This is a genomic window from Candidatus Izemoplasmatales bacterium, from assembly GCA_041649275.1.
Taxonomy (GTDB): Bacteria; Bacillota_I; Bacilli_A; order Izemoplasmatales; family Hujiaoplasmataceae; genus UBA12489.
The window spans coordinates 1-25,165 of the sequence record JBAZNL010000011.1; the positions used below are offsets into that span (position 1 = coordinate 1).

24 protein-coding genes and 1 other annotated feature are annotated in these 25,165 nt (G+C 56.0%); of the genes, 19 read left to right on the plus strand and 5 right to left on the minus strand.

Translation table 11 applies throughout. The features are described from left to right. From WC509_06525 to WC509_06555, 7 genes are all read left to right on the plus strand, one after another. Nucleotides 1–1,346, plus strand: a 1,346-nt coding sequence (locus WC509_06525) for an RHS repeat-associated core domain-containing protein (GenBank protein MFA5007103.1), incomplete at its 5' end; no start/stop codon positions are given. Next, complete coding sequence (locus tag WC509_06530; GenBank protein ID MFA5007104.1) at nt 1,339–1,875, plus strand: hypothetical protein; 537 nt, start codon at nt 1,339–1,341, stop codon at nt 1,873–1,875. The genes WC509_06525 and WC509_06530, both read left to right, overlap by 8 nt. Before the next feature lie 157 nt (nt 1,876–2,032). Further along, nucleotides 2,033–3,601, plus strand: coding sequence for a recombinase family protein (locus WC509_06535; GenBank protein MFA5007105.1), 1,569 nt, complete (start codon nt 2,033–2,035; stop codon nt 3,599–3,601). Nucleotides 3,602–3,611: 10 nt separating this feature from the next. Then, the gene (locus WC509_06540) at nt 3,612–4,148 is read left to right on the plus strand and encodes a hypothetical protein (protein ID MFA5007106.1); all 537 of its coding nucleotides are present in this window, start codon (nt 3,612–3,614) and stop codon (nt 4,146–4,148) included. A 988-nt stretch (nt 4,149–5,136) separates the two neighbouring features. Next, nucleotides 5,137–5,341, plus strand: a binding site (T-box leader). A 38-nt stretch (nt 5,342–5,379) separates the two neighbouring features. Further along, nucleotides 5,380–6,090: a DNA alkylation repair protein gene (locus WC509_06545; GenBank protein ID MFA5007107.1), complete on the plus strand. Its 711-nt coding sequence runs from the start codon at nt 5,380–5,382 to the stop codon at nt 6,088–6,090. A gap of 1 nt (nt 6,091) precedes the next feature. Continuing rightward, nucleotides 6,092–7,498: an asparagine--tRNA ligase gene (gene asnS, locus WC509_06550; protein MFA5007108.1), complete on the plus strand. Its 1,407-nt coding sequence runs from the start codon at nt 6,092–6,094 to the stop codon at nt 7,496–7,498. A 70-nt stretch (nt 7,499–7,568) separates the two neighbouring features. Then, entirely contained in the window at nt 7,569–9,059 is a 1,491-nt protein-coding gene (locus WC509_06555; GenBank protein ID MFA5007109.1) for a metallophosphoesterase family protein, read from the plus strand. A gap of 94 nt (nt 9,060–9,153) precedes the next feature. Here the strand turns inward: WC509_06555 and WC509_06560 are convergent, their stop codons facing one another. The 4 genes from WC509_06560 to WC509_06575 all read right to left on the minus strand — a co-directional run bounded on the left by WC509_06560 (nt 9,154) and on the right by WC509_06575 (nt 11,745). Further along, complete coding sequence (locus WC509_06560) at nt 9,154–10,122, minus strand: SPFH domain-containing protein (protein MFA5007110.1); 969 nt, start codon at nt 10,120–10,122, stop codon at nt 9,154–9,156. 106 nt (nt 10,123–10,228) lie between these two features. Further along, complete coding sequence (locus WC509_06565; protein ID MFA5007111.1) at nt 10,229–10,897, minus strand: RDD family protein; 669 nt, start codon at nt 10,895–10,897, stop codon at nt 10,229–10,231. Continuing rightward, nucleotides 10,894–11,355, minus strand: a complete 462-nt coding sequence (locus WC509_06570; GenBank protein ID MFA5007112.1) for an NfeD family protein — start codon at nt 11,353–11,355, stop codon at nt 10,894–10,896. Before WC509_06570 ends, WC509_06565 begins: the two co-directional genes overlap by 4 nt. A gap of 6 nt (nt 11,356–11,361) precedes the next feature. Then, nucleotides 11,362–11,745 (minus strand): hypothetical protein, encoded by a 384-nt coding sequence (locus WC509_06575; GenBank protein MFA5007113.1) that lies wholly within the window; start codon nt 11,743–11,745, stop codon nt 11,362–11,364. A gap of 169 nt (nt 11,746–11,914) precedes the next feature. On the opposite strand from WC509_06575, the gene WC509_06580 reads away from it, so the two are divergent. After that, nucleotides 11,915–12,730 (plus strand): tRNA 2-thiocytidine biosynthesis TtcA family protein, encoded by an 816-nt coding sequence (locus tag WC509_06580; protein ID MFA5007114.1) that lies wholly within the window; start codon nt 11,915–11,917, stop codon nt 12,728–12,730. A 118-nt stretch (nt 12,731–12,848) separates the two neighbouring features. Here WC509_06580 and mnmE read toward each other — a convergent pair whose 3' ends face one another. Continuing rightward, on the minus strand, nt 12,849–14,198 hold the full coding sequence (gene mnmE, locus WC509_06585) for a tRNA uridine-5-carboxymethylaminomethyl(34) synthesis GTPase MnmE (protein ID MFA5007115.1): 1,350 nt from the start codon (nt 14,196–14,198) through the stop codon (nt 12,849–12,851). 68 nt (nt 14,199–14,266) lie between these two features. On the opposite strand from mnmE, the gene WC509_06590 reads away from it, so the two are divergent. From WC509_06590 to WC509_06640, 11 genes are all read left to right on the plus strand, one after another. Next, a complete protein-coding gene (locus WC509_06590; GenBank protein ID MFA5007116.1) occupies nt 14,267–14,746 on the plus strand; it encodes a hypothetical protein in 480 nt (159 codons plus the stop codon). 57 nt (nt 14,747–14,803) lie between these two features. Then, entirely contained in the window at nt 14,804–15,496 is a 693-nt protein-coding gene (locus tag WC509_06595; protein MFA5007117.1) for a phosphoenolpyruvate-utilizing N-terminal domain-containing protein, read from the plus strand. A gap of 27 nt (nt 15,497–15,523) precedes the next feature. Beyond that, nucleotides 15,524–17,410 carry a DNA polymerase III subunit gamma/tau gene (dnaX, locus tag WC509_06600; GenBank protein ID MFA5007118.1) on the plus strand — a complete coding sequence of 629 codons (1,887 nt, stop codon included), beginning with the start codon at nt 15,524–15,526 and terminating at the stop codon, nt 17,408–17,410. A 15-nt stretch (nt 17,411–17,425) separates the two neighbouring features. Next, complete coding sequence (locus WC509_06605) at nt 17,426–17,731, plus strand: YbaB/EbfC family nucleoid-associated protein (protein MFA5007119.1); 306 nt, start codon at nt 17,426–17,428, stop codon at nt 17,729–17,731. 1 nt (nt 17,732) lies between these two features. Next, nucleotides 17,733–18,332, plus strand: a complete 600-nt coding sequence (gene recR, locus WC509_06610; protein MFA5007120.1) for a recombination mediator RecR — start codon at nt 17,733–17,735, stop codon at nt 18,330–18,332. Nucleotides 18,333–18,433: 101 nt separating this feature from the next. Then, the gene (locus WC509_06615) at nt 18,434–18,772 is read left to right on the plus strand and encodes a hypothetical protein (GenBank protein ID MFA5007121.1); all 339 of its coding nucleotides are present in this window, start codon (nt 18,434–18,436) and stop codon (nt 18,770–18,772) included. A gap of 146 nt (nt 18,773–18,918) precedes the next feature. Next, the gene (locus WC509_06620) at nt 18,919–19,998 is read left to right on the plus strand and encodes an ABC transporter ATP-binding protein (GenBank protein MFA5007122.1); all 1,080 of its coding nucleotides are present in this window, start codon (nt 18,919–18,921) and stop codon (nt 19,996–19,998) included. Nucleotides 19,999–20,012: 14 nt separating this feature from the next. After that, nucleotides 20,013–20,915, plus strand: coding sequence for a sugar ABC transporter permease (locus WC509_06625; GenBank protein MFA5007123.1), 903 nt, complete (start codon nt 20,013–20,015; stop codon nt 20,913–20,915). 12 nt (nt 20,916–20,927) lie between these two features. Then, nucleotides 20,928–21,857, plus strand: a complete 930-nt coding sequence (locus tag WC509_06630; protein MFA5007124.1) for a carbohydrate ABC transporter permease — start codon at nt 20,928–20,930, stop codon at nt 21,855–21,857. Between the two features lie 50 nt (nt 21,858–21,907). After that, nucleotides 21,908–23,614 carry an extracellular solute-binding protein gene (locus WC509_06635; protein MFA5007125.1) on the plus strand — a complete coding sequence of 569 codons (1,707 nt, stop codon included), beginning with the start codon at nt 21,908–21,910 and terminating at the stop codon, nt 23,612–23,614. 43 nt (nt 23,615–23,657) lie between these two features. After that, on the plus strand, nt 23,658–25,163 hold the full coding sequence (locus WC509_06640) for a thermonuclease family protein (protein ID MFA5007126.1): 1,506 nt from the start codon (nt 23,658–23,660) through the stop codon (nt 25,161–25,163). Nucleotides 25,164–25,165 lie beyond the last annotated feature (2 nt).

The window sequence follows — 25,165 nt, forward strand, 5'->3', positions numbered from 1 at the left end:
ACCGAACCTATCACGCGACATCCGCCCTCGGGGTCGACGTCACCTTCAACATCGTGTTCTTCGTCGGCGGATATGACGAAGCGAAGACATTCAATTATTCCTCGGAGTGGTTGGATCAGCTCGAATCGTATGCTATAATGGATTTTGTAAGCACCGTTTCACACGGATATACGGAATATGATGAACAAGGCAATCCGCTCGAACAAACGAATTTCGTTTTCCGAGGAACGACTTACGATCACGCCGAGTTCTCCTGGGACGGTCGTCAGCTGGCCGGAATCTCGGTTCGCAACGCGGACGATTCCGTCGCGGCGACCATCGCCTATCAGTACAACGACCAGGGATACCGCGTCTCGAAGGTCGTCACCGTCGGAACGACGGTCGAGACCTATACCTACGATCTGCTTGGGTCGACCGTCCATCGTGAAGTCTGTGTCAGGAAAGTGAGCGGCGTCACTCAAAACACCTACGAGATCCGCTACCTGATCGATTCCGACGGAAGCATCCTAGGCTTCGTTTATGAAGATGCTACCTATTACTACCTGAAGGATCTTCAGGGCAACGTCATCGGCGTCATCGACGAAGCCGGAAACGAACTCGTGCAATACGAATATGACGCGTATGGGAACGTCATCAACAATCCTGACGATCCTAATGGTAACATCTTCGAGATTAACCCATATACATATCGTGGATATCGATATGATTCAGAAATCGGGATGTATTATCTAAATAGCCGCTATTACTCCCCGGCCTTGTCGCGATTCCTGAACGCGGACGGCTTGCTTGGGGAACTTGGCGACATCGCCTCCGTCAACATGTACACCTACTGCGCGAACAATCCAGTAATGTATACAGACAGCGACGGAGATTTTCCAATATGGCTACTGATTTTAACCGTAGTGTATGCAACTTGGGCCACCCAAGATGTAATTGATATTGCCAACGGTGACGTATACTTTGAAGAGTCCGAGTCGGGTGACGGAGGACGAATTGTAAATTCATATAAGGTTCAAAATCCTTCGGTTGTACTTGGGTATTCTATTTACCTTCGATATTTTAGCGGTCATGGTGACTGTTTTAATGGAACCGCAACCGGAATCGCATCGGAGTGGATGGTTCATAATGCCGGATATGATATCACCTACATTCCCAGCCGATTCGGATTTTTGGAAAGCGAAAACGATCGCGCAGCGCATGCGGATATCGGCAGGACCGTCTTCAATGAAAAGGAATGGTATGTAAGTTTTCCATCGGTCATTATAGAGACTTCAATGAGCCCGGTGTTGGTTATCATCGACTATTTCCAATATATCAACCAGGACAGAGGTAACGATCATGCCTAAAAAATGGATAGTTTGTTTTACATTGATTCTCTTCGCTTTGGTGATTACGGGTTGTGGGCAAGTCTACACAAACACGGATGATTATCAAGAATACCTCGACTCAATACCCGGATCAAATGCCTTTATGCCGGTTTTAACTGATATACCGGCCTTCCAAACTTGTGAAATTTATTATTATGATCGACTAGGACAGTCAATCAACTTGGTCATAACGTATTCAGATGAAACATACGAAACCGCCAAGGAAACCGTCCTTGGATCGTACTTATTTTTGCAAACACCTTTAGTGGAAAATGATTATTACCTAATCCCTGAAACGGAATTTGAATATGAAAGTTTCACTATAAAAGTCGTGGATGATGATAATTTTGATTATCCCGAACAATTCGGTATGATCGGATATTCCGACGCTAATCACCAAATCTCATTCCTGTTCTTTTTTGATGACAGTTTAAGTCAACTTAGCGACAATTCCGGAAGAATGACCCGGTTCATCGAAAAGGAGTTTTGGTTTCCAGAGGACAATTGAAAAAAAGGCAGACAGACTCCAATAGTCTTCACGCGGCAGAAATACTGCGTTTTTCAGACATGAATACTTGAAGTCGTCCGCCTCAAAATGCGGCTTTTTCCATATGAAAACCTAATGTATAATGGACTTGTCGAGTCTGTTTGAATCAGGTGCAATCATGGAAAGGAAAAAAATAACCACGCTGTATTGCAGAATTTCTCGAGAAGATGAAATTAATTGTGTCAGCTCAAGCATCGAAACGCAAAAAACGTTCTTGAAACGATATGCGAATCAGCATCGCATGCTGAATACCAAGTTCTACATCGATGACGGATATTTCGGAACCAATTTCGATCGCCCCGGGTTCGGCGAATTACAAAACGATATCGAGAACAACAGGGTGGGAATCGTTATCACCAAGGATTTGTCCCGCCTAGGAAGAGATTATCTCTCCACGGGATATTATATCGAACAGTATTTTCCATCGAATGACGTGAGATACATCGCGATCAATGACCAAGTTGATACCCTTTTGAACGACAACGAATTCGCCCCATTCAGGAACATCATGAATGAATGGTATGCCAGAGACATCAGCAAAAAAATTCGAAGCGCATATCATACAAAAGCCCTGAATGGAGAATTCACCGGTCCCTTCCCCCCTTACGGATATGACAAAAGTCAAGATAACAAGAATCAACTCGTGATTAATCCTGCCCAAGCACGGATTGTGAGAAAGATATTCAATCTATATTTGAGTGGGGTAAGCGTCTACGGAATTTCCAAAGCCCTTAGAAATGATCGGGTAATGACCCCGAGGGCAGAACTTTACGGACGATTGGGAAAATACCCTTCGGACGCCATCGACCGATTCCCCTTTGACTGGTCGACAAAAACCTTATTGAACATCCTTGAAAACCGCGAATATACAGGCAGCATCGTCTGCAATCCACATCAGACAAGTTCATACAAAAGCAAGAAGCTGCTTCAAAACCCAGAAGAAAAATGGATCGTCACGGCGCATAGGCACGAGGCGATCATTGATGAGGAATCCCTTTATCTTGTTCGAGCAAGAATTCACTTGAGACCCCAAACACCCAAAACCTTACACGAGAACATTTTCAAAGGGGTGGTTCGCTGCGGAAACCGCGGGAAAACATTAACCCTCTCGATCCGCCCAAACAGGAGATGTTACGGCACCTTCGATTGCAGTACTTACCGCAGATATGGAACAACGAGATGCTGTAGCCATTATGTGACCTATGAGCAATTGGAGAACTTTGTTCTGCAAAGATTGAATCAGTTGATCGCCTTGTCAAAAAACGGAGTGAATGCGGTCCTGGATACCATTCATTATCAAACAAACTTTCTGAATCGGCTTGACGACATATCAGAAGGCGTGATTAATCAAGAAAAACGTATACATGAAATCGACCAAATTACCAAGGCGCTCTATGAGAGCTTCGTATTGGGGAAGATTCAAGAAGAAAAATTCTTGATTCTTGACAAATCATATGACGTAGAAAAAATGTCTCTGATTAGGAACATCAAACAATTTCGGCCGGATCTCGATGAGCTGAAAAAGAAACAAGAAAGGGTTATTTCGTTTTGTGAGAATCTATCCCGATTTGAGATCCTAACCGAATTGGATCAAGGAATTCTTCACGACTTGGTTGAATTAATTATTGTTTTCCAAGAGAAGGGACCGGACAACTCCAGAAAGATGGAGATTCATTACAAATTCTAGGAGTAGCTTTGTGGATACTCTTGTATACATTACTCCGGTGATGAATATAGACCCGAGTGGGGAACTGTGGGTTACGTTACTGGTCGTCAGCCTTCTCCTTTTCGCTATATTCGCAACATCGCCAACGATTCAAAACGCGGTTGAGGAAATTACTACCGTTACAAATATTAGCGGTTCTATCGAATCGGGTAGTTTTGCATTTGGAAAAGCCATATCAGGTAAAGCGCTATATGTTGCAATCAACCAGTCTGGAGAAGTAAACGATGTTCACGGAAATCAACTTGAACAATTACGATCAAGCATAATTGTCGACGGTGGTGCGGCGTACTATGAACGATATACAGAAATAGATGGCACAGATAATCAATTTGTTGGATTATCTTTCGGCGGACTATATGTGCGGGCCGGCTGGGGAGATGACGGATTCCGAATAGATGGCGGAGTACAGATTACCGCTCGTGTTGGCGCGGGGTTATTGGGTTATTCGAAATCCATCGAATTGAATTTCCTTGGATATTTTTGGGACTTACTGGATAAGAAAGAGTAGGGCCGATGAATGAAAGCGGAGAATAGAGACATAGCGAAGAGATACTCTATAAGCATTATTCTTGATTGGGCGGTTACATTTCTCCTAGACTTGATTCCGTTTATCATCATGGGAACAATGGGTCAGGCCGTTTTGGATTATTACCTTATTCCATTTATAACAATATCATTGTCGTATTATTTTTTGGGTGACAAGATCTTTAGAAACCAAAGTGTCGGGAAAAAGATTATGAAAATCAAAATCGCACAAAAGGGGAGCCTATCACTACCATCAACAAAGCAGATATTGCATAGAAGGTGGCTCGAGTTCTTGAATCACGAAAACAGAATGCTAACAAAACGTCGCATAGACATCGATGAAAAAACCAATACGTTAATCGTGCATCAATAAATTGATAAGTATGGATTATAATGAGTGACCAACTATCTTCTGTCAATCTATTTTTCTCTATATGCGAAGATAACGACAAAAAACCGTTGTGAAGGGCGGGTTGAAGAAATCCTATTTCTTTCGACACAACTCGATCGGATCCGATCGCGCTACACGATCAGGACGAATTCACCGAAGCAAAGCCCTGTCGAAGTCGACGTGTTTGGTTACGAGTGTGAATATTGGATTGGTATGGAAATAAAGGAGTGGTCTGCGACACCACATGTATAAGCAGGAAGCGACTCGACCACGACACGCAACAATTCGAATGACGACTCGATCCGGTCAAGAGGGGGTAGTCTTGTTCGTGTTAATGAGGGCGTGATGGAAAACAGCGAAACGCAATGTGGGTAATAGGCGTATCCATATGGATTCGCGTTCGCTCGATTCCGCTCATCCAATGATCGTATTATTCTCTAGCACAAAGTTAACGGGCTGTGATAAACAGGGATGCCTTGTATGACATGCGATTTTGACCGTACACCTCTGAGGAATCTCCCCGGAGGCGTCCTCTTATTCTAGTTTGCCTTTACAAGCGGAACGGTTGTGCTATAATATAGGCAAATCGAAGAACGGAAGAGTACGACGCTCAATGGAGTGAAGCGAACGGGGGATGGTGCGAGCCCCGCGTCCGACAGCGTCCGAAGAACACCCGGGAGAGACGGAAGAACGAAGTAGAACCGTACGCGCGTCGGCGTTATGACGTCAAGTGCCGGAGAAATCCGGAAACAAGGTGGCACCGCGGTGAAGACATCGTCCTTTTTGAGGGCGATTTTTTATTTTCCGGAAGGGGGGAGACCGTATGGATGCGTTCGAGGAACTGGAACTTCGCAAGACGAACGAGACCCCGCTTGCCTCGAATTACTACCACAAGACCGGCGAAGGGGACTACCAGCACGGCGACCTCTTCATGGGCGTCCCCGCCGCCGGAATCCACGCCGTCTCGCTCCACCACTACGAATCGATCACCGAATCCGAACTCGACCGCCTGCTCGCCTCGCCGATCCACGACCATCGCGCCGTCGCGGTCGAGATCCTCGCCCGTCTCGCCACCCGCGGACCGGGCGCCGTCCGCGAACACGTGATGGAGTGGTACCTGAAGCGCCTCGACCGCGTCAACGGCTGGGACCTCGTCGACATGTCCTGTCCGGCGGTCGTCGGCCTGCGCGTCGCCGAGACGAAGGACTTCGCGCTCCTGCACCGCCTCGTCTTAAGCGATCATCTCTGGACCAAGCGCGTCGGGATCGTCTCGACCCTGACCCTGATCCGCAAGGGCCTGCTGGACGAGACGCTCGCCGTCCTCGCCGCGGCGCTCCCCGACGACCGCGACCTGATCCACAAGGCGCTCGGCTGGATGCTCCGCGAGGTCGGGAAGCGCGACCGGGCGAAGCTCGACGCTTTTCTCAAGAAAAACTACACCGCATTGCCACGAACCACCCTTCGCTACGCGATCGAACGCCATACGGAGACGGAACGGAAGAACATTCTGAAGGGAATCTTCAAGGAGGAATAGCATGGCCACCATCGAACGGCCGTCCACGACGGTCAAGGAACTGTATCGCGCATACCAGGAATTCGGCGGGAAGACCGTCGCCCTTTCGGGCTGGATCCGGAACAACCGCGGTCAGAAGGAATTCGGCTTCCTCGACCTGAACGACGGGTCGTTCTTCGAGACGATCCAGGTCGTCTACGAGGACGGCAGGATCGAGAACTTCAAGGACGCGCAGAAATTCCGCGTCGGCGCCGCCGTCGCCGTCGAGGGCATCCTCGAACTCACCCCGGCGATGAAGCAGCCGTTCGAGATCAAGGCGCGCCGGATCGAACTGCTCGGCGATTCGCCGGAGAATTATCCGATCCAGCCGAAGCGCCACAGCCGCGAGTTCCTTCGCGAGAACGCCCATCTTCGCATGCGCACGAACCTCTTCAACGCCGTCTTCCGCGTGCGTTCCGAAGTCTCGTTCGCGATCCACAGCTTCCTGAACGGACGCGGTTTCGTCTACGTCCACACGCCGATCGTCACCGGCTCCGACGCCGAGGGCGCCGGCGAGATGTTCCGCGTCACCACCCTCGACCTCGAGGCGCTCGTGAAGAGCGGCGCGAAGGAAATCGACTTCGGGAAGGACTTCTTCGGGAAGTCGACGAACCTCACGGTCTCGGGCCAGCTTCAGGTCGAGACCTACGCGATGGCGTTCCGCAACGTCTACACCTTCGGCCCGACCTTCCGCGCCGAGAACTCCAACACCCAGCGCCACGCCTCCGAGTTCTGGATGATCGAACCGGAGATCGCCTTCGCCGACCTCAAGGACGACATGAAGCTCCAGGAAGACATGGTCAAGTACGTCATCGACCACGTCCTGACCCGCTGTCCGAAGGAGATCGAGTTCTGCGACGCATTCGTCGAGAAGGGCCTGAAGGCCAAACTCGAGCACGTGCTTTCGACGCCGTTTCGGACGGTCACGCACCACGACGCGATCGACATCCTCCAGAAATCCGGCGAGGCGTTCGAGAACGCCCCCGTCCAAGGCAAGGACCTCGCGACCGAGCATGAAAAGTATCTGACCAAGCATTTCGGCGGTCCGGTCTTCGTCACCGACTGGCCGAAGGACATCAAGGCCTTCTACATGCGTCAGAACGACGACGGGAAGACCGTCGCCGCCGTCGACCTGCTCGTCCCGGGATCCGGCGAGCTCTGCGGAGGCTCGCAGCGCGAGGAACGCCTGGACATGCTGCTCTCGCGCATGAAGGAAATGCACGTACCGGAGAAGGACCTCTGGTGGTACCTCGACCTACGTCGCTACGGCGGCTGCAAGCACGCCGGCTTCGGGATGGGCCTCGAGCGCATGATCATGTACGTGACCGGCGTCGACAACATCCGAGACGTGATCCCGTTCCCGCGCACGCCGCGAAACTGCGAATTCTGATGAAATGCGACGACAGGCGAGAACGCCTGCCGTTTTCGTCTCGCCCGGCGACCCCGGCAGGAGGATCCCGATGAAACGATGCGTAATGTTCCTGTCGATCGCGATGTTCGCGTTCGCGACGGCCGCATGCGGCGCCGCGACGTTGACGACGTCGACGACTTCCTTGCCGACGACGATTGCGGACACGACCGAGCCTACGACCGTGGCGTCCACATCGACGCTCGATCTCGTCATGGCGATCTCGAATCCATTCTACGTCGCGCTTTACATGAACGAACATCCGGACCGCTACGTCAACGTCAACTTCGTCCTCTCCGCCGACACCGGCGGCGTCGCGGAGTGGCGCGTCGCGTCCGATCCCGAAGTCGTCGAGACCGCTTCGGCGATTCTGAAGACGATGATGGTCGGGCGGCGGACAGTTCATGCATACGCTGCGACGATCGGCCCGCTCGTTCCCGGAGTGACGTACGAATACCGCGTCAAGAGCGCCGACGGCACGGAATCCGATGAATGGCGGACCTACCGGTGCCCGGCGTCGGACATCACGGAATTCGCATTCGCATTCATGGCCGATCCGCAGGAGAACGACCAGATCGGCTACATGGCTTTCGCGCATGCGTTTCTGAGCGTTCGCGCCGAAGCCGGCGTCGACGTCGATTTCGGCCTGTTCGTCGGCGACGTCGTGAACGACCACGACGATCGCACCCAGTGGCAGTCCTTCCTGCGCTACGCATCCGTCTTCGCGGTCGGGAAACCGATCGCGACGACGATCGGAAATCATGAGCATGGGGCGATTTCCGAGGATCGGATGGCATTCATGGAATATGACGGTTACACCCACCTTCCGACCAACGGACCGACCTACGGCGCGTTCGTCGAACTCGCGGACGACCGTCGCCCGGCGAACGTCGACCGCGGGAAGACGTACAGTTTCGACTACGGCGGCGTCCACTTCGTCGCCCTCGACACGGAGATCTTCTGCGACGGGACGACCGCATGCCTCGATCGCGACGAAGCCAACGTCGGGATCCTGCTCGACTGGCTCGAAACAGATCTGGCGGCGGCCGGAACCGACCGGATCATCGTCTTCATGCATCGCGGTCCCTATTCCGCCACCTACGACACGACCGCCGTCCGCGAAGCGCTCCCGGCGATCTTCGAGGAATACGGGGTCGATCTCGTCCTCTCGGGGCACGACCACCAGTATTCGCGCTCCGTCTATTCCGGCGGCGCCGCGGTCCTCTTCGGCCGCGCCGACGACTATCCGCTCGGAACCGTGTCGCTCCTCGGCCCCGGAGACGGAGCGGATTTCAACGACTATTCGTCCTCGATCGGACCGACCTACCTCGTCGGGAATACCGCCGGGACGAAATTCTACGACGCCGGCGACGCATCGGGGATCTTCCTCCAGTTCGTCTATGCCGGGAACAACCCGGTAATCCCGATCGTCACGGTGAAATCCGACTCGATCGAGGTCGTCTCCTATGTTCTGTACAAGAACAATCCGACCGACATCGTGCCCTCGGGCGTCGGAATCCTCGAACGGTTCACGATCCGCTGACGGAACGAAGAGACGAACCGGCGCGGAGCCAACGGTCTCAGCATACGAAAAAAGCGGCTTCCGCAGGGTGCGGGAGCCGCTTTCGTCGTGATGGTTACTTCTTTTCGGGTGCGGGCGGGTTCTTCAGGCTTTCGGCGACGCTGGTCGCGAGGCCGACGAGGCCCGCCATGTCGGACGGCACGATGATCTTGGTGGCCTGGCCTTCGGCGACCTTCTCCATCGCCTTGTAGGCTTCGATGGTGAGGAATTCCCTGGACGGATTGGCCTTGTTGATGAGTTCGACGCCCCGTGCGGTGGCTTCCTGGACCTTGAGGATCGCTTCGGCGCGCCCCTCCGCCTCGCGGATGGCGGCTTCCTTCTTCGCTTCGGCACGCAGGATGGCGGACAGTTTCTCGCCTTCGGCGTCGAGGATGGCGGCGGCTTTCTTGCCTTCGGCGATCAGGATCGATTCGCGGCGTTCGCGCTCGGCGCGCATCTGCTTCTCCATCGCCTCGCGGATTTCCTTCGGCGGGATGATGTTCTTGAGTTCGACGCGGTTGATCTTGATGCCCCACGGGTCGGTGGCGACGTCGAGGATGCTGCGCATCTTCTCGTTGATGACGTCGCGGCTGGTGAGCGTCTGGTCGAGTTCGAGCTCGCCGATGATGTTACGAAGGGTGGTGGCGGTGAGGTGTTCGATCAGCAGGCCGGGGTTGTCGGCGCCGTAGACGAACAGCTTGGCGTCGGTGATCTGCAGGAACACGACGGTGTCGATCTGCATCGTGACGTTGTCCTTCGTGATCACGGCCTGCGGGACGAAGTCGAGGACCTGTTCCTTGAGCGTGATGACGTCGGCCATCTGGCCGCGGCTGTTGTAGGTCCGCTTGACGCGGTCGAAGAACGGCCAGAGGATGTGGATGCCGGAGTTCCAGGTGTCGTGGTATTTGCCGAGGCGTTCGATGACGAGCTGGGTCGCCTGGGGAACGACGCGGATCCGGGTGCTGAAGTAGATGAGGCCGATGAGGACGACGACGATGAGAATCCACCAGCCTAAACCCATATCGAGAAACAACGGTTGAAACATGTCTTTTCCCTCCTAAGGAAACATTGTCTTGAATCGTTATGAGAATCAATCGCCGCCGGATTCCGGAGCGTGCGGCGCGGCGTGGGTCACTCCGGAGAATGATGGATCAGTAGCCGTATCCGGTCTTGACGACCTGCATCTTGAGCATCAGGTCGCGGAACGTCGCCCGGCGTTTGGTGAAACTCATGAGAATCACGTCGATGAGGAGCGACAGGGCGAGCAGGATGGCGCCGGCGAACGGCGAAACCGAGAAGACGATGATGGTGAAGAAATACTTCAGGATGATGTCGTGGAAGAAGATCGAGAGCGGGTTGACGGGACCGGAGAGCTGGATCTGCATCAGACGTCTGCCGAGCGTCTTCGATCCGGTGGCGAGCGTATAGATGCCCATGAGGATCAGGATGCCGATCGAGTAGAAGTAGATGATGGTCATGTAGTATCCGGTGAGGACGTCGTTGAATGGCGCAATGTCGGCCGAGAACTGGGCGTCGATGAGCGCTTGCGCGACCGCATATTCGGTCGCGGCCGCGGTCTTGGCGGTCTCGTCGTCGCCCGCGAGTTCGAGGGCGGCCTGGTAGTCCGCATAGATGACGGCGAGGTCCTCGTCGCGAGCGGTGCGGACTTCCTGGTACTCGGCGTCGATCACGTCGTAGTTTTCGATGCGGTTCTGCAGGAGCGTGCGTCCGCCGATGAAGAAGACGGCGGTGACGACCGCGAAGACGAGGGCGAGGTCGACCAGGGAAGACAACGCCCGTTTCAGGAATCCGGCACTCATTGGAACTTGCGCACCACGAGTTTCACGCCGCTGATGGCGAGAACCTCGACCTTGGCTTCCGGTTCGAGAGTCTCGTTGGCGACGGCCGACCAGATCTTGCCTTCGATCCGGACTTCGCCGCGGTCGTCGGGCGTGATGCGTTTCAGTACGATCGCGGTCTTGCCGACGAGGGAGTCCGCGTTCGTCCGGACGTCGTTCTTCTTCAGATGGCGCTGGAGAATCGGGCGCAGCACGATCAGCATCGCGCCGGAGGTGACGATGAAGACGACGATCTGCGCGACCATCGACCCCGGCCGATCGCCGAAAATGGCGGCGATGATGAGGGCAAGCAGCGCACCGCCCGAGAACCAGATGCTGGTGAGATCCATCGAGAGCGCCTCGATGGCGGCGGCGAAGATGATGATGGCGAACCAGACGATGACCATGATGTCACCCAAGGTCAACGACAACGTGTACATGGCGGATTACCCCTCTCTGTGTTTCAAATCGATGATGAGCGCATGCTCCTTGTCGTTCCAGGAAGCCTCGAACTTGAAGGCCTGCCCCGGCTCGAACTTGAGCCCCGCGAGCGCCGCGGCCTCCTGCACGAACTGCTTGTTGCAGATGCGGGAGTAGCTCGGCTTCACGGTGATGTTGTGCTGCTGCTCCTCGGGGATGTACCCGAGCGAGACTTCTTCCTTGGACACCGGCTTGACGGCGATCCGTTGCGATTCGCGATCCAAACCGAGCAGGACGACGTAGGCCGATTCGAAATACGAACTCGCCGATTTGTTCAGCGTGATGTTCGATTCGTAGATCGTCGCGATGTCGTCGAGCGGCTTTTTGGACGCCCATACGAAATTGGTCATGCTTGCAACCTCCATTATAATACGTATTCCCCACACAACGAATTATATCAGTTTACATTCGAATTATCAAGAATTATTTAAAATTATTTTCAATCACACAAGGTGGTTTGGACGATTTACAAGAAGCCTCGTTTCCTGTATAATGGATACATTCCCGGAGGTGAGACCGATGCGTGTATTCTCTTTTCGCGACGTCGTCGAGCGCAGCATCACGAAGACGTTCAAGGGTCCGCTCTATTCCAAGTTCGTCGAAGCAATATGCCTGTACCATCTCGTCGAACCGGGCGACCGGATCGCCGTCGCCCTCTCCGGCGGGAAGGACTCGCTTCTGCTCGCGAAGCTGTTTCAGGAGTACCGCCGTCACGGCAATGTCGAGTTCGAGATGGTCTTTCTGACCATGGATCCGGGCTATTCGCCGGAAAAGCTGGAAAAACACAAGGAAACCTGTGAAAGGCTCGGGATCGACGTCGCCGTCGAGCCTTCGGCGATCTTCAAGGTCACCGAGGAATACGCCAAAGAGGATCCGTGCTTCCTGTGCGCCCGGATGCGCAGGGGCGTCCTCTATAAACTCGCACGCAAGTACGGATGCAACAAGCTCGCGCTCGGGCACCACTTCGACGACGTGATCGAGACGACGCTCCTGAACATGTTCTATGCGGGAACCTTCAAGACGATGCTTCCGAAGATCCGCTCGGAAAACTATCCGGAGATCGAACTGATCCGGCCGATGTACCTGGTCAAGGAGCACGACATCGTCCGCTTCATGAACTATCACAAGCTCGAGGCGATGAACTGCGGCTGCCGCTTCATCCTCACCAAGACCGATTCGAAGCGCGGCGAGATCAAGAACCTGATCGCATCGCTCCGGAAAGTGTACATGAACATCGACATCAACATCTTCCGAAGCGCCGAGAACGTCAATCTCAACGGAGTTCTGGGGTATCGGAACGAAGACGACGAGAGGACCTTTCTCGACGACTACTGAGATGATACCGCATTTCGATGATGCGCATGTGATCGAATGAAAATCCGGACCCGCCGCTGGTCCGGATTTTCATTCGATTGCGCTTCGTAGGACTTGATGACGTTTCACGTGAAACATGTCACTTGCCGAGGCAGAACCGCGAGAAGAGCGTTTCGATCAGCAGATCGCTTCCGGATTCCCCCGTGATTTCGCCAAGGGATTCCCAGGCTCTGCGGATGTCGAGTTCGATCATGTCCACCGGTCGATGCGCGGCGCATGCGTCGAGCGCATCGCGGAGGGCGGTTGCCGCTTCCTTGAGTTTCCCGATGTGGCGGGCGTTCGCGACGATCGTCTCGCCGGATGCCACGACGGCCTCGTCGACGAACAGGCGCCGTACTTCGCGCTCCAGTTCGGCGATGCCGGTTCCGTCCTTCGCGGAAACGTCGATCATCCTGTCGACGCCCTCCGGCGTCCGTTTGCCCAGGTCGACCTTGTTCCCGACGACGATCCTGGGTTTGTTTCGCGTCACCTCGAGAAGCTGCCGGTCTGTCTCGGTGAACGATGCGCTCTGATCGAGCACCAGGATCACCAGATCCGCCTCCGCCATCGCCTTGCGGCTGCGGGCGATGCCGATGCTTTCGACGACATCCGTCGTTTCGCGGATGCCGGCGGTATCGATCAGCCTCAGGGTGATTCCCCCCAGATTCAGTTCCCCTTCGACCAGATCGCGGGTCGTTCCCGAGATCTCCGTGACGATCGCCTTCTCTTCCTTCAGGAGGATATTGAGGAGGCTCGACTTGCCGACGTTCGGCTTTCCGACGATAACCGCCCTGACCCCTTCGCGGATGACCTTCCCGGTCTCCGCCTTGGAGAGGATGTCGGCGATCCGCGCCGCCATGTCGGTCAGTCTTGGCGCCAGTACGGCGTCGGTCATCACGACGACGTCGTCATATTCGGGATAGTCGATGTTCACTTCGATGGCTGCGACAACATCGAGGATCTCCTTCTGCAGACCCGCGACAAGCACGGATACGCGACCGTCGAGGCCCTGATGGGCAAGGCGGAGCTGAGCATCGGTCCTGGCGTTGATGAGATCCATCACGCTTTCCGCCTGCGAAAGGTCGATGCGGCCGTTCAGATACGCCCTGCGGGTGAACTCGCCCGGTTCCGCCGCCCGGCAGCCCTTCGAGACGAGAAGCGAGACGATCTTTTCCGGAATGAGGAAGCCCCCGTGGGTACTGATTTCGACGACGTTCTCGGCGGTGAAGGACTTCGGTTCCCGGAACACGCTGACGAGCACCTCGTCCACGACGAAGCCGTCGTCCACGATGTGGCCGTAAGCGACGCTGTGGCTCGGTACATCGTTCAGATCGCGGCCGCGGAAAACCGAGGCGACCGCCGCGATGGCGTCGTCGCCGGATACCCGGATGACGTTGATGGCGCTGGTCCCGCGAAGCGTCGCGATCCCGACGATGGTATCGTAGAGCATGGGCATCACCGTAAATATTCTATCATAACGGGGGTGCATATTGTATAATACTTGAGGGTGATGACATCATGAATCAGAAACGTCTGAAGTCTTGGAAATTCTATCTCGCGCTTTATGCGCTCGCGCTCGCCGCGCTCGGCGGCGTGGCTCTGTATAAGCATTTCGCGGGTACGTATGAGACCGCCGACCTGTGGAACGCGATCCTGTTCCCGATCATCTTCGCCGTCTTCATGTTCCTGTCCGACTACATCATGCAGAGACTGCAGGACAAGAAGCAGAAGACGAATTATGAAGGGCTGTATCTGGACGCGATCGCGGAACGGATGCGCAACTCGGAATTGTTCCTGATCGAGGATTTCCGTCGTCTCAAGGAGAGTCCGCGCTTCCAGGAAGCGCTCAAATACGGATTCTACCTGACGCAGAACGGTGAAAGCGAGAAGTTTTCGATCGCCCGGCTTGAAAGGCGGTTCGAACCCCGCAGTCTCGAGGCGAAGGCGATGCCATTCGTGATCGCGCAAGTGCGCGAGAAACTGTCCGAGAAAAGGTGATCGCGGTACTCAAAGAGCCGCGAATCGAGTATAATATGATGTACGGGAGTGGACAGAATGCGTGTTGTGAAGGGATTGGGAATCCATCGAGGAATCGCTTCCGGCATCGTCTTCCGCTATCGACCGGCCCGTGGTTCCGAACCTCTTTTTGATTTAAATATAAATCAAAAGGAAGCCTTGGATAACGCGATTCGACGCAGTGTCGAAGAACTCGAGAAAGACGTCGAGGAAAGCGATCCGGCCCATGGCGACGCGGTCAGGATGGTCTTTGAGTCGCACAAGCTCATGGTGTGCGATCCGATCCTGCTCGACGACGTCTACGCCCGCATCGAACGCGGTGAATCGGCCTTTCGCGCCTATCGGGGAGCGGCCGAAGACATCGTCGCCAGATTCAGCGTGTTGACAAACGCATACATGCGCAATCGCGTCATCGACATCATCGACGCCACGGACCGCGTCCTGCATGCGCTCGTTGCGGCGCAGTATGAACGCGAATTCGACTTCGCCGAACCGCGCATCATCGTCATGGACCAGATGCGTCCGTCCGTGATCCGCAACTGCCACAAACCCCATGTCGTCGGCTTCGTTGCGGAAACGGGGGCGTACGACCAGCATTCCTCGATGATCGCCCGCGTCAAGGAACTGCCGGGAGTCATCGTGCCCGACGTTCTGCGAACGTTGAACGACGGCGATCGCGTCGTCGTCGACGGCGATGCAGGAACCGTCACCGTCCTCGACGACGACCGCTGAAGAAAATCCACGAAAGGAGAACGACCGATGAGTTACAAGGCGCTCTACCGAACCTACCGCCCTATCGATTTCACCGAGGTCGCCGGGCAGAACCACATCACGACGACGCTCAAGAACGCATTGACTTCGGGCAAGGTCGCTCATGCCTATCTTTTCAGCGGCCCGCGCGGAACCGGAAAGACATCGATCGCGAAGATCCTGGCGAAAGCCGTCAACTGCGAGAAGGCCCCGATCGCGAATCCGTGCAACGTCTGCCCGAACTGCCTGGGAATCCAGGACGGAACGATCAGCGACGTAATCGAGATCGACGCCGCCAGCAACAACGGCGTCGACGAGATCCGCGAGATCCGGGACAAGGTGAAATACCTGCCGGGTTATGTGAAATACAAGGTCTACATCATCGATGAAGTCCACATGCTTTCGACAGGAGCGTTCAACGCCTTGCTCAAGACGCTCGAGGAACCGCCGGCACACGTGATCTTCATCCTCTGTACGACCGAACCTCAGAAGATCCCGCTGACGATCCACTCGCGTTGCCAGCGCTTCGATTTCAAGGCGATCACTCCCGTCGAGATCGCCGGAAAGATGAAGGAAGTCATCGCGAAGGAACACATCAACATTGAGGAAGCCGCGGTGAACCAGATCGCCATTTTCGCCGACGGCGGACTTCGCGATGCGCTCAGTCTGCTCGATCAGACATATTCGTTCAGCCCCGAAATGATCACGCTGGACGACGTGAATCAGATCTGCGGTGCGGTATCGTTCTCCAAACAGATGGAAATCGTCCACGAGATCTGGCAAATGGACTCCGCGCAGGCGATCAAGGCGCTCGACGAGCTGATCGCGTCCGGAAAAGACGTCGCCAAGATCTGTCAGAACATGATCCAGTTCTATCGCGACGTGCTCGTTTACAAGAACGTCGGGTTCGCCGATTCGCTGTCTGTATTAAGCAAGAACGAGGAGTTCATATCAATTACTAAAGCCCTCAGCAACCGCAGAATCTTCTTCTATCTCGATATTTTGAACAAGGCGGCGAACGACATCCGCTGGAGCAATAACCCGCGTCTTTACCTCGAACTTGCCTTCATCAAGATGACCGACGAGGAGCCCGAAAGCGACGCCAAGGTCGCAAGGGAGATGAATGAGCTCGAAAACCGGTTGGAGAAGCTCGAAAAGGGTGCTTTAGTCGAATCCGCACCTCAAAAATCGACAAAAACTATCGATTCCACCGCTTCTTCACGGATCCATACCAAAAAACAAGAGAAAGATACCACGAGCGGAAACGCACCGATCGACCAGACCGAAAAAGAGCCAGAAACAGCGATTTCCGACACAATAAATTTCGTTCCAGAAAGTGTAGAAAAGCCCGCAAATGACACACAAACCGCACCCGAATCTGCATGTGTCGACATTTCCAAGACGTACGACATCGGCTTCATCGAAGACGTCCTGAACAACGGCAACCGGAACGACAAGGCCTTTCTCATCAACAACTGGCATCTTTTTTCAAAGAACGCGTCCGCAGCATCCGGCGCGCAGGTCGCACAGATCTTCGCCGCGGGTACGCTGATGGCGAGTTCATTCGGTCGGATCATCGTGACGTTCAAGGGCGCCGGCGCATGCAACAAGCTCATGGCGCCGAGTGCCAAGGCCGTGGTCAAGGACGTCTTGAAGCAGTCGTTTGATCGCGACATCGACTATATGGCACTGCCCGAAGAGGTCTTCAAGGCCATCTCCGAAGAGTTCGCCGTCCTCTATCGCCAGGGTCGCAGGAACATCAAGCTCTCGCCGATCGTCTGTCCCGACCTGCGGGACGTATCCGCCGACACCGATGAAAAGGCGACACCGAAAATCGAGAAAGTTGTCGCCGACGCGATCGACCTGTTCGGCGATCTCGTCAAGGTCAAACGTTGACCGGAGGTTAATCGAATGATCAATCCGCAAATGCTTAAGAAACTCCAAAAGATGCAGGAAGACCTCAAGCGGGCTCAGGACGAGATCAACAACTCGACGTTCTACGGACAGGCCGGCGGATCCGTCGTAAAGGCGGCCGTCAAGGGGACCAAGGAAATCGTCAGCATCGAGATCAAGAAGGACGAACTCGACATGAACGACGTCGAGATGCTTCAGGATCTGGTGAAGGCCGCGCTCAACGACGCCTTCGCGAAAGTCGACAGGGAAGTCGCGGAAACGATGGGCTCGCTGACCCAGGGCATCCGCTTCCCGGGGATCTGACGTGCGGTTCCCCCAGTCGCTTGAGACCCTGATCGGCGAATTCATGAAGTATCCCGGGGTCGGGCGCAAGACCGCGGAACGATTCGCCCTCCACACCATCCATCGCATGGACGGAGAAAGCGCCCAGGCGTTCGCGTCCGCGATCCAGAACGCCAAAGCGTCGATCCGTCCCTGTCCGATCTGCGGTCACCTGACCGACGGCGAACGGTGCGAGGTCTGCGCCGATCCCCTCCGCGACGGCACCCGCATTCTCGTCGTGGAAACGTCAAAAGACGTTTTCTCGATCGAAAAGGCGGGCGGTTATCGCGGACTCTATCATGTCTTAAACGGCGCGCTCTCGCCGATCAACGGCGTCGGTCCCGAAGAACTGAACCTGAAGGCCTTCTGGCCGCGCGTCCAGGACGAACGGGTCAAGGAGATCATCCTCGCAACCGGGGCGACCCAGGAGGGAGAGGCGACCGCGATGTACATCCGCCGCATCCTGAAGGACACCGACCTGCTCGTCACGCGGATCGCCTACGGCGTGCCCGTCGGCGCGAATCTCGAATTCGCCGACGACGCGACCCTTTCGCGCGCGATCCAGAACCGCCGTTCATTTTGATTCGAAAAGCCGAAAATCGCGTATTGCGCATGACGTTCTTATGATATAATAATACTACATAGGGCGGGAACAATCCCGCAACAAAATCTGGGGTGATTTGCATGTCGATTCAAGGAACCTTCGTCTTTGCCGGCATCATCGAAACCATCGAAGAATTCGTCGGACCGTACATCACACAGGGACTCGGCATTCTTACCGGACTTGCCGTCTGGATGCAGGCCGCCATCCTCGCCGGCGCCGCGATCTTCATCCTGATCGGCGTTTTCACTTTCATCAAGAAGACGTACAAGATGATTCTCGTGCTTGCGGTCATCGGCGTGGTCGGGTATTTTCTGTATACTTCGGGAGCGCTCAACGGCATCATCGGCGGACTCGTTCCGACGACCGAGGCCACGACCGCATTTTCATTGCTACATATCATAAGAGTGTTGCCTTTATAACGAAAGGCAATCCTCTTTTTTTTTCATGCCGTTTGAAAAGCGGCCGCACATTCCTTTCGAATGCCGGTACATCGGACGGAAACGAACGGATTCAAGGCACGTCGCAACGCGCTTTTTCGACATCATATGCGTAGGGAGAATACAGTATGGAAATCAAAATGGTCAACCTCACGAAAATCTTCACCAGCAAGAACCGCAAGGAGGTCCACGCCGTCGACCATGTCGACCTGACGATTCCGTCGGGCAAGCTGATCGGCCTGCTCGGACCGTCCGGCTGCGGGAAGTCGACGACCCTTTACCTGATCGCCGGATTGCTTCGCCAGAACGAAGGCAAGATCTTCTTCGGCAGCGACGAAGTGTCCGAGATGCCGCCGGAGAAGCGCGGCATCGGTCTCGTGTTCCAGAACTATGCCCTTTATCCGCATTTCACCGTCCGCGAGAACATCCTGTTCCCGCTGCAGAACCTGCGCGTTCCGGCGGAGGAAGCGAAACAGCGCACCTACGAGATGGCCAAGCTGGTCGGTCTCGAGGAGATGCTCGACCGCAAGCCGAAGGAACTGTCCGGCGGTCAGCAGCAGCGGGTCGCGATCGCCCGCGCCCTCGTCAAGAAGCCGCGCGTCCTCCTGCTCGACGAACCGCTGTCCAACCTCGACGCCCGCCTGCGCCTGCAGACCCGCGAGGAGATCAAGCGCATCCAGCGCGAGACGGGCATCACCACGGTCTTCGTCACCCACGACCAGGAAGAGGCGATGTCCATTTCCGACGAAATCGTCGTGATGAAGGACGGCGTGATCCAGCAGATGGGGCATCCGCAGGACGTTTACGACCGCCCCGTCAACCTGTTCGTGGCGAAGTTCCTCGGCAGCCCGCAGATCAACGTCTTCGACGGCGAGATCAAGGGCGGCGCCATTCTCGTCAACGGTATGGAGGTCGGCAAGACCGAACTGCCCGACCAGAAGGTCAACGTCGGCATCCGCCCCGAAGGATTCGTCATCGACAAGACCAACAAGAGCCCGTTTTTATTCGACATCGACCTCGTCGAGACGATCGGCCGCGACACGACGCTGATCTTCGACGCCGAGATGGACACCAAGACACTCCTCGACAAGAAGACCTTCAAGGCGATCGTCGACGCGGAGCACCGGATCAAGACGAAGGACGTCGTCCATTTCACCGTCAAGCCCGAGAAGATGCATCTTTTCGACCTTGACGGAAAACGCCTGTAAGCGGGGACGTCGTCATGGAAACGAAAAACAACTGGAAGGCATGGCTGTATCTGGCGCCGATGCTGATCCTGATGGCGGTGTTCACGTTCTATCCCCTCATCAACGCCTTCATCATCTCGTTCTACAAGGGGTACCGCCCGATCCAGGGGACGATCGAGGGATACACCCTCTTCGGTAACTATCTCGTCGTTCTCAACCATCCGCAGTTCTGGTCCGCGATGAAGAACACATTCGTGATCGCCTTCGTTTCCGTTCCGATCTCGATCGTCATCTCGCTTTTGATCGCCGTCGCCCTGAAGTCGATCCCGAAGCTCACGAAATTCTTCCAGACCGTCTTCTTCCTTCCGTACGTCACGAACGCGATCGCCGTCGGCATGACCTTCTCCGTCATGTTCCACAAAGACTACGGTCTCATCAACCTTGTGCTCGGCTGGTTCGGCATGTCTCCGATCGACTGGATCGGCGGACGCTCCAGCTGGTGGACCCAGATGACCGCCCTGCTCGTCTTCACGATCTGGGAGAGCCTTGCATTCAAGATCCTCGTCTTCACGAGCGGCATGCAGAACATCGACAAGCAGTATTACGACGCGGCCAAGATCGACTCGGCCTCGAAATGGACCGTGTTCCGCCGGATTACCGTCCCGCTGCTCTCGCCGATCATCCTCTACATCTCGATCACCTCGATGATCGGCGCCCTCAAGGCCTATAATTCGGTCATCGGTCTCTTCGGAACCAAACTGGGCAACCCGTCGTATTCGATGATCACGATCGTCGCCTACGTCTACAAATTCAGAGCGGAGTTGTCTTCATCGGGGTATTACAGCTATGCCGCGGCATCCGCCATCATCCTTTTCTTCATCACGGTCGTCTTCTCCCTGATCCAGGGCGTCGTGTCGAAGAAAAGGGTGCACTACTAGGAGGTGCCGACGATGTCTGATCTCTTCGTTGTCAACAAAAAGGCCTACCGCACCAAGAAGATCCTCGGGAACATCGGCTCCTATGCGTTCCTCGGGGTGGTCGCGGTCGCGATCCTGATTCCGTTCTACTGGATGATCCTGACGTCGCTAAAAAGCGAGCTCATGATGCAGGAGATTCCGCCGCTTCTCTGGCTCAAGCCGTCGCAATGGCAGCTGACGAACTACACGGCGCTGTTCGAGCTGGTCGAAAGCGGAACGCGTGCGGGAGAACCGCTCTTCCCGTTCTTCACCTACCTCAAGAACACCGTCATCGTGTCGCTCATCACGACCGCCGGCACGACGGTCACCACGATCATGGCCGCCTATGCGTTCGCGCGACTCAACTTCAAGGGCCGCGACACGCTCTTCGCGATCATGCTCGGTACGATGATGGTTCCGGGCGAGATCTTCATCCTGACCAACTTCCTGACGATCGCGAATCTCGGCCTGTACACCTTCGACCAGACCTTCGGCCAGGTCCTCATCGCCATGACCGTCCCGTTCATGACCAGCGTCTTCTACACGTTCTACCTGCGCCAGACCTTCAAGCAGATCCCGAACGAACTCTATTACGCCGCCAAGGTCGACGGTACGACCGATTTCGGCTATCTTCTCAAGGTGATGATCCCGGTCGCCTCGCCGACGATCGTGACGATCATCATCCTCAACTCCATGGGCGCATGGAGCGCGTACGTATGGCCCGCGATGGTAACGATGAAGGACGAGTTCCGACTCGTCTCGAACGGTCTGCGCGGCGCCTTCACCGACATCGGGACGGGCCGCACGGATTTCGGCCGGCAGATGGCGGCGGCCACGCTCGTCACGCTCCCGCTCCTCATCCTGTTCTTCACGTTCCGCAAGCAGATCATGCGCGGCGTGTCCCGCAGCGGCATCAAGGGCTGAACGGCCCTCTCCATAGGATCAGTACGTACAAACACCATAGGAGGATTCGAATGAAAAAAGTTCTTTTGTTGCTCGTCGCCTTTGTGACCGTCTTCAGCGTCATCGGATGCGTCGAGGTCGTCACGACGACGACCACCGCCGAAATCACGACGACGGATCTGATCACCGGAACGGAACTCACCACCACCCGTCCGCTGGTCTATCAGGATCTGCCCGACGATGAAGTGGAAATCATCTTCTGGCACATCTACGGCCAGGGCAAGACCGCGCTTCTCGACCAGATCATCGCCGAGTTCGAGGCGATGTTCCCGAACGTCACGATCACGTCGACTTCGCAGACGGACTACAACACGCTTCGCGAGAAGATCCAGATGGGCATGGGCCTGAATCCGCCGGTCGTCCCGACGATGGCGCTCGGGTACCCGGACCACTTCGCCAACTACGTGGACGGCGACGCGGCCTATTCGCTGGACAACTTCATCAACTCCAACATCGCCTATGAGATCACCGACTCGACCTCCTCGATCTTCGGCGAGACGGTTCTGGTCGGGCTGGACCTCGCCGACTTCGTCCCGTCCTACCTTGCGGAAAACAACCAGTACGTCGGCGGGCACTATTATTCCGTACCTTATTCCAAGTCGACCGAGACCATGGTCGTCAACGTCGACGTGCTGAAGTACCACATCGCCGAAATCCGCGCACTCGGCATCGAGATCTCCGACAACGGCTACCTCTCGCACACGACGCCGCTGACCCTCGAGCAGATCAACCAGCTCGCGGGCGTCCTGCAGAGCACGCTCGTCGACGCGAACGAGGATCCGGTCACCGACGTCGCGAACAAGAAGTGCGCCTATCTGATCAACTACGACTCCTCCGGCAACATGTACATCAACCTGAGCCGCCAGCTCGGCGCGCCCTACACCAATTCGCTTGGCGAGATCCTCATCGACAACGCGACGACCCGTTCGATGCTGACGTACATCAACGCCATGTTCCAGAACAACACGATGGTGCTGCCGATCGTCTTCAACGAATCCTACGGTTCCAACAACTTCATCTTCGGCGACGTCTGCATGTCGGTCGGCTCCACCGCCGGCGTGACGTACAACATCCCGGAGCTGAACCTTCCCGAGGACCTGTCCAAGCTGAAGTTCGGATCCTTCCAGCCCGACTTCGTCCAGGTGCCGCAAGCCGTGACCGCCGACGACCAGACCGTCACGATCCACGCCGGCGAGACCGCGTTCACCTTCACCGGCGACCTCTCCTCCGTGCAGCAGGGACCGAACATCGGCATCTTCAAGAACGCTTCGACGACGGAACGTCTCTATGCCTGGCTCTTCATCAAGTATCTTACCAGCACCGACAACACCGCCCGCTGGGCGATGGATACCGGCTACCTGCCCGCCCGCATTTCCGCCTATACCTCGGAAGTGCCGATCCAGATGACCGGAACGTACAGCACCACCTACGCCGACTTCCTCGAGATCGCGCAGGACTTCTGGGCGGCAGACGGCGAACCCGACTGGGATGTCGCCGATGTCCGTTGGGACTTCCTCTACAAGTCGATGGTCGCCAACATCGCCCGCAACCAGAACTCCTACTACAAGTACGACCCCGCCTTCGCCGCGAAGGGATTGCTCGCGGGTTCGGCGATCGCCAGGGTCGAGGCCGGCTATTGCCTCGAGAACATCATCACCGAAGCCTATACCCCCGAACAGGCCCTGGTGGCGATGAAGAGCCAGCTCATCCTCGGATGACCGGGTTCGAACCCATCCTCCCGCTTCGAAAGGAACGATTCCGATGATCAAACGATTCTTCACGCTCCTCGTCGCCGCATTCGCGACGGTCGTCCTTACGGGATGCACGACGACCACGACCGCGGCGACGACCGCGACGACCGTCCCGACGACCGAAACGACCACGACGACGGACGAGCTCGTCACCGTTCCCGACCTCACGGGGATGTCGCGCGCCGACATCACGTCCACCCTCACGGCGCTCGGTCTGACCGTCCGATACTACTTCGATGTCTCGGTCGTGTATGACGACGAGTCCGACTACGACAAGTTCGTCAAATTCGGTTCCGGAATCGTTACTGGTTCGCTCGTCGCTCCCGGGACGGAGATCCGCGTCTATACGACGCCGCTCCACCTCGAGGTCGAATACTACCCCAACATCTCCGAATACGTCGATGACGACGACGTTCCGCTGCAAATCACTCCCGCCGATTACGCCGACAAGGAATTCATCGCCGACGGCATCGGGGAAGTGACCGTCTTCCGTTACGTCGACGGCGACACGACCCATTTCGAAAGCAACGGGACGAGCTTCTCGGTCCGCTATCTGGGAATCGACACGCCGGAGTCGACCGCGCTCTACGAACCCTGGGGAAAGACCGCGGCCAACTACACCAAGGCCGTCCTCCAGTCGGCGGAGACGATCGTGCTCCAGGCCGAAGGCGAGCGCATGGACGGCAACGGCCGTTATCTCGCCTGGATCTGGTACCGCACGTCGGCCGAGGGGGAATTCTACCTGCTCAACCTCGAACTCGTCGAACTCGCCTATTCGAAAAGCAAGGTCTCCGTCGGCAGTCGCTTCACGCAGATCCTCACCCTCGCCGACTGGAACGCGTCGCTCACGAAGCGTCGCGTCTGGGGCGAACTCGACCCGCTCTACGATTACAGCAAGGAAGGCACGCAGATGTCGATCCGGCATCTTCTCGAAAACTTCAACGACTACGTCGGCCTCAAGGTCGTCGTGACCGGGACCGTCACCGCGCGCCTCGGCAAGAGCGTCTACATCCAGGACGACGAGGGATACGGCGTCTTCATCTATTCGATGACCGGATCGGTGGTCCTGCAGGTCGGCGCCAACGTCACGATCGGCGCGCTCACGCCGACGTATTACTCGGGCAGTCCGCAGCTCACCAACTTCAACACCATCAACATGTCTCTCAACTCGACGGGGAACATCGTCGAACCGCTTCTGATGACGTACGAGGCGTTCACCTTCACCCGCATCGGCGCCTACGTGCGGCTGTCCCAGCTGGAAATCGTCTCGATCAACGCCGCCGGTTCGAGCGTCGTCTGCGAAGACGCATCGGGACACCGCATCGTCGTCCGCATCGACAGCGATACGGGATTCACCGCCGAAGACCTCGGGCTTTCCGTCGGTCAGATCGTCAGCGTGAACGGGCCGCTGGGCTATTACGACTTCTCGTTCGAATCTCCGGACGGATACGTCTATGACAACGATCGGTTCCAACTGATGCTGACGCTCGCCGCCGACATCACGATCATAGAATAAAA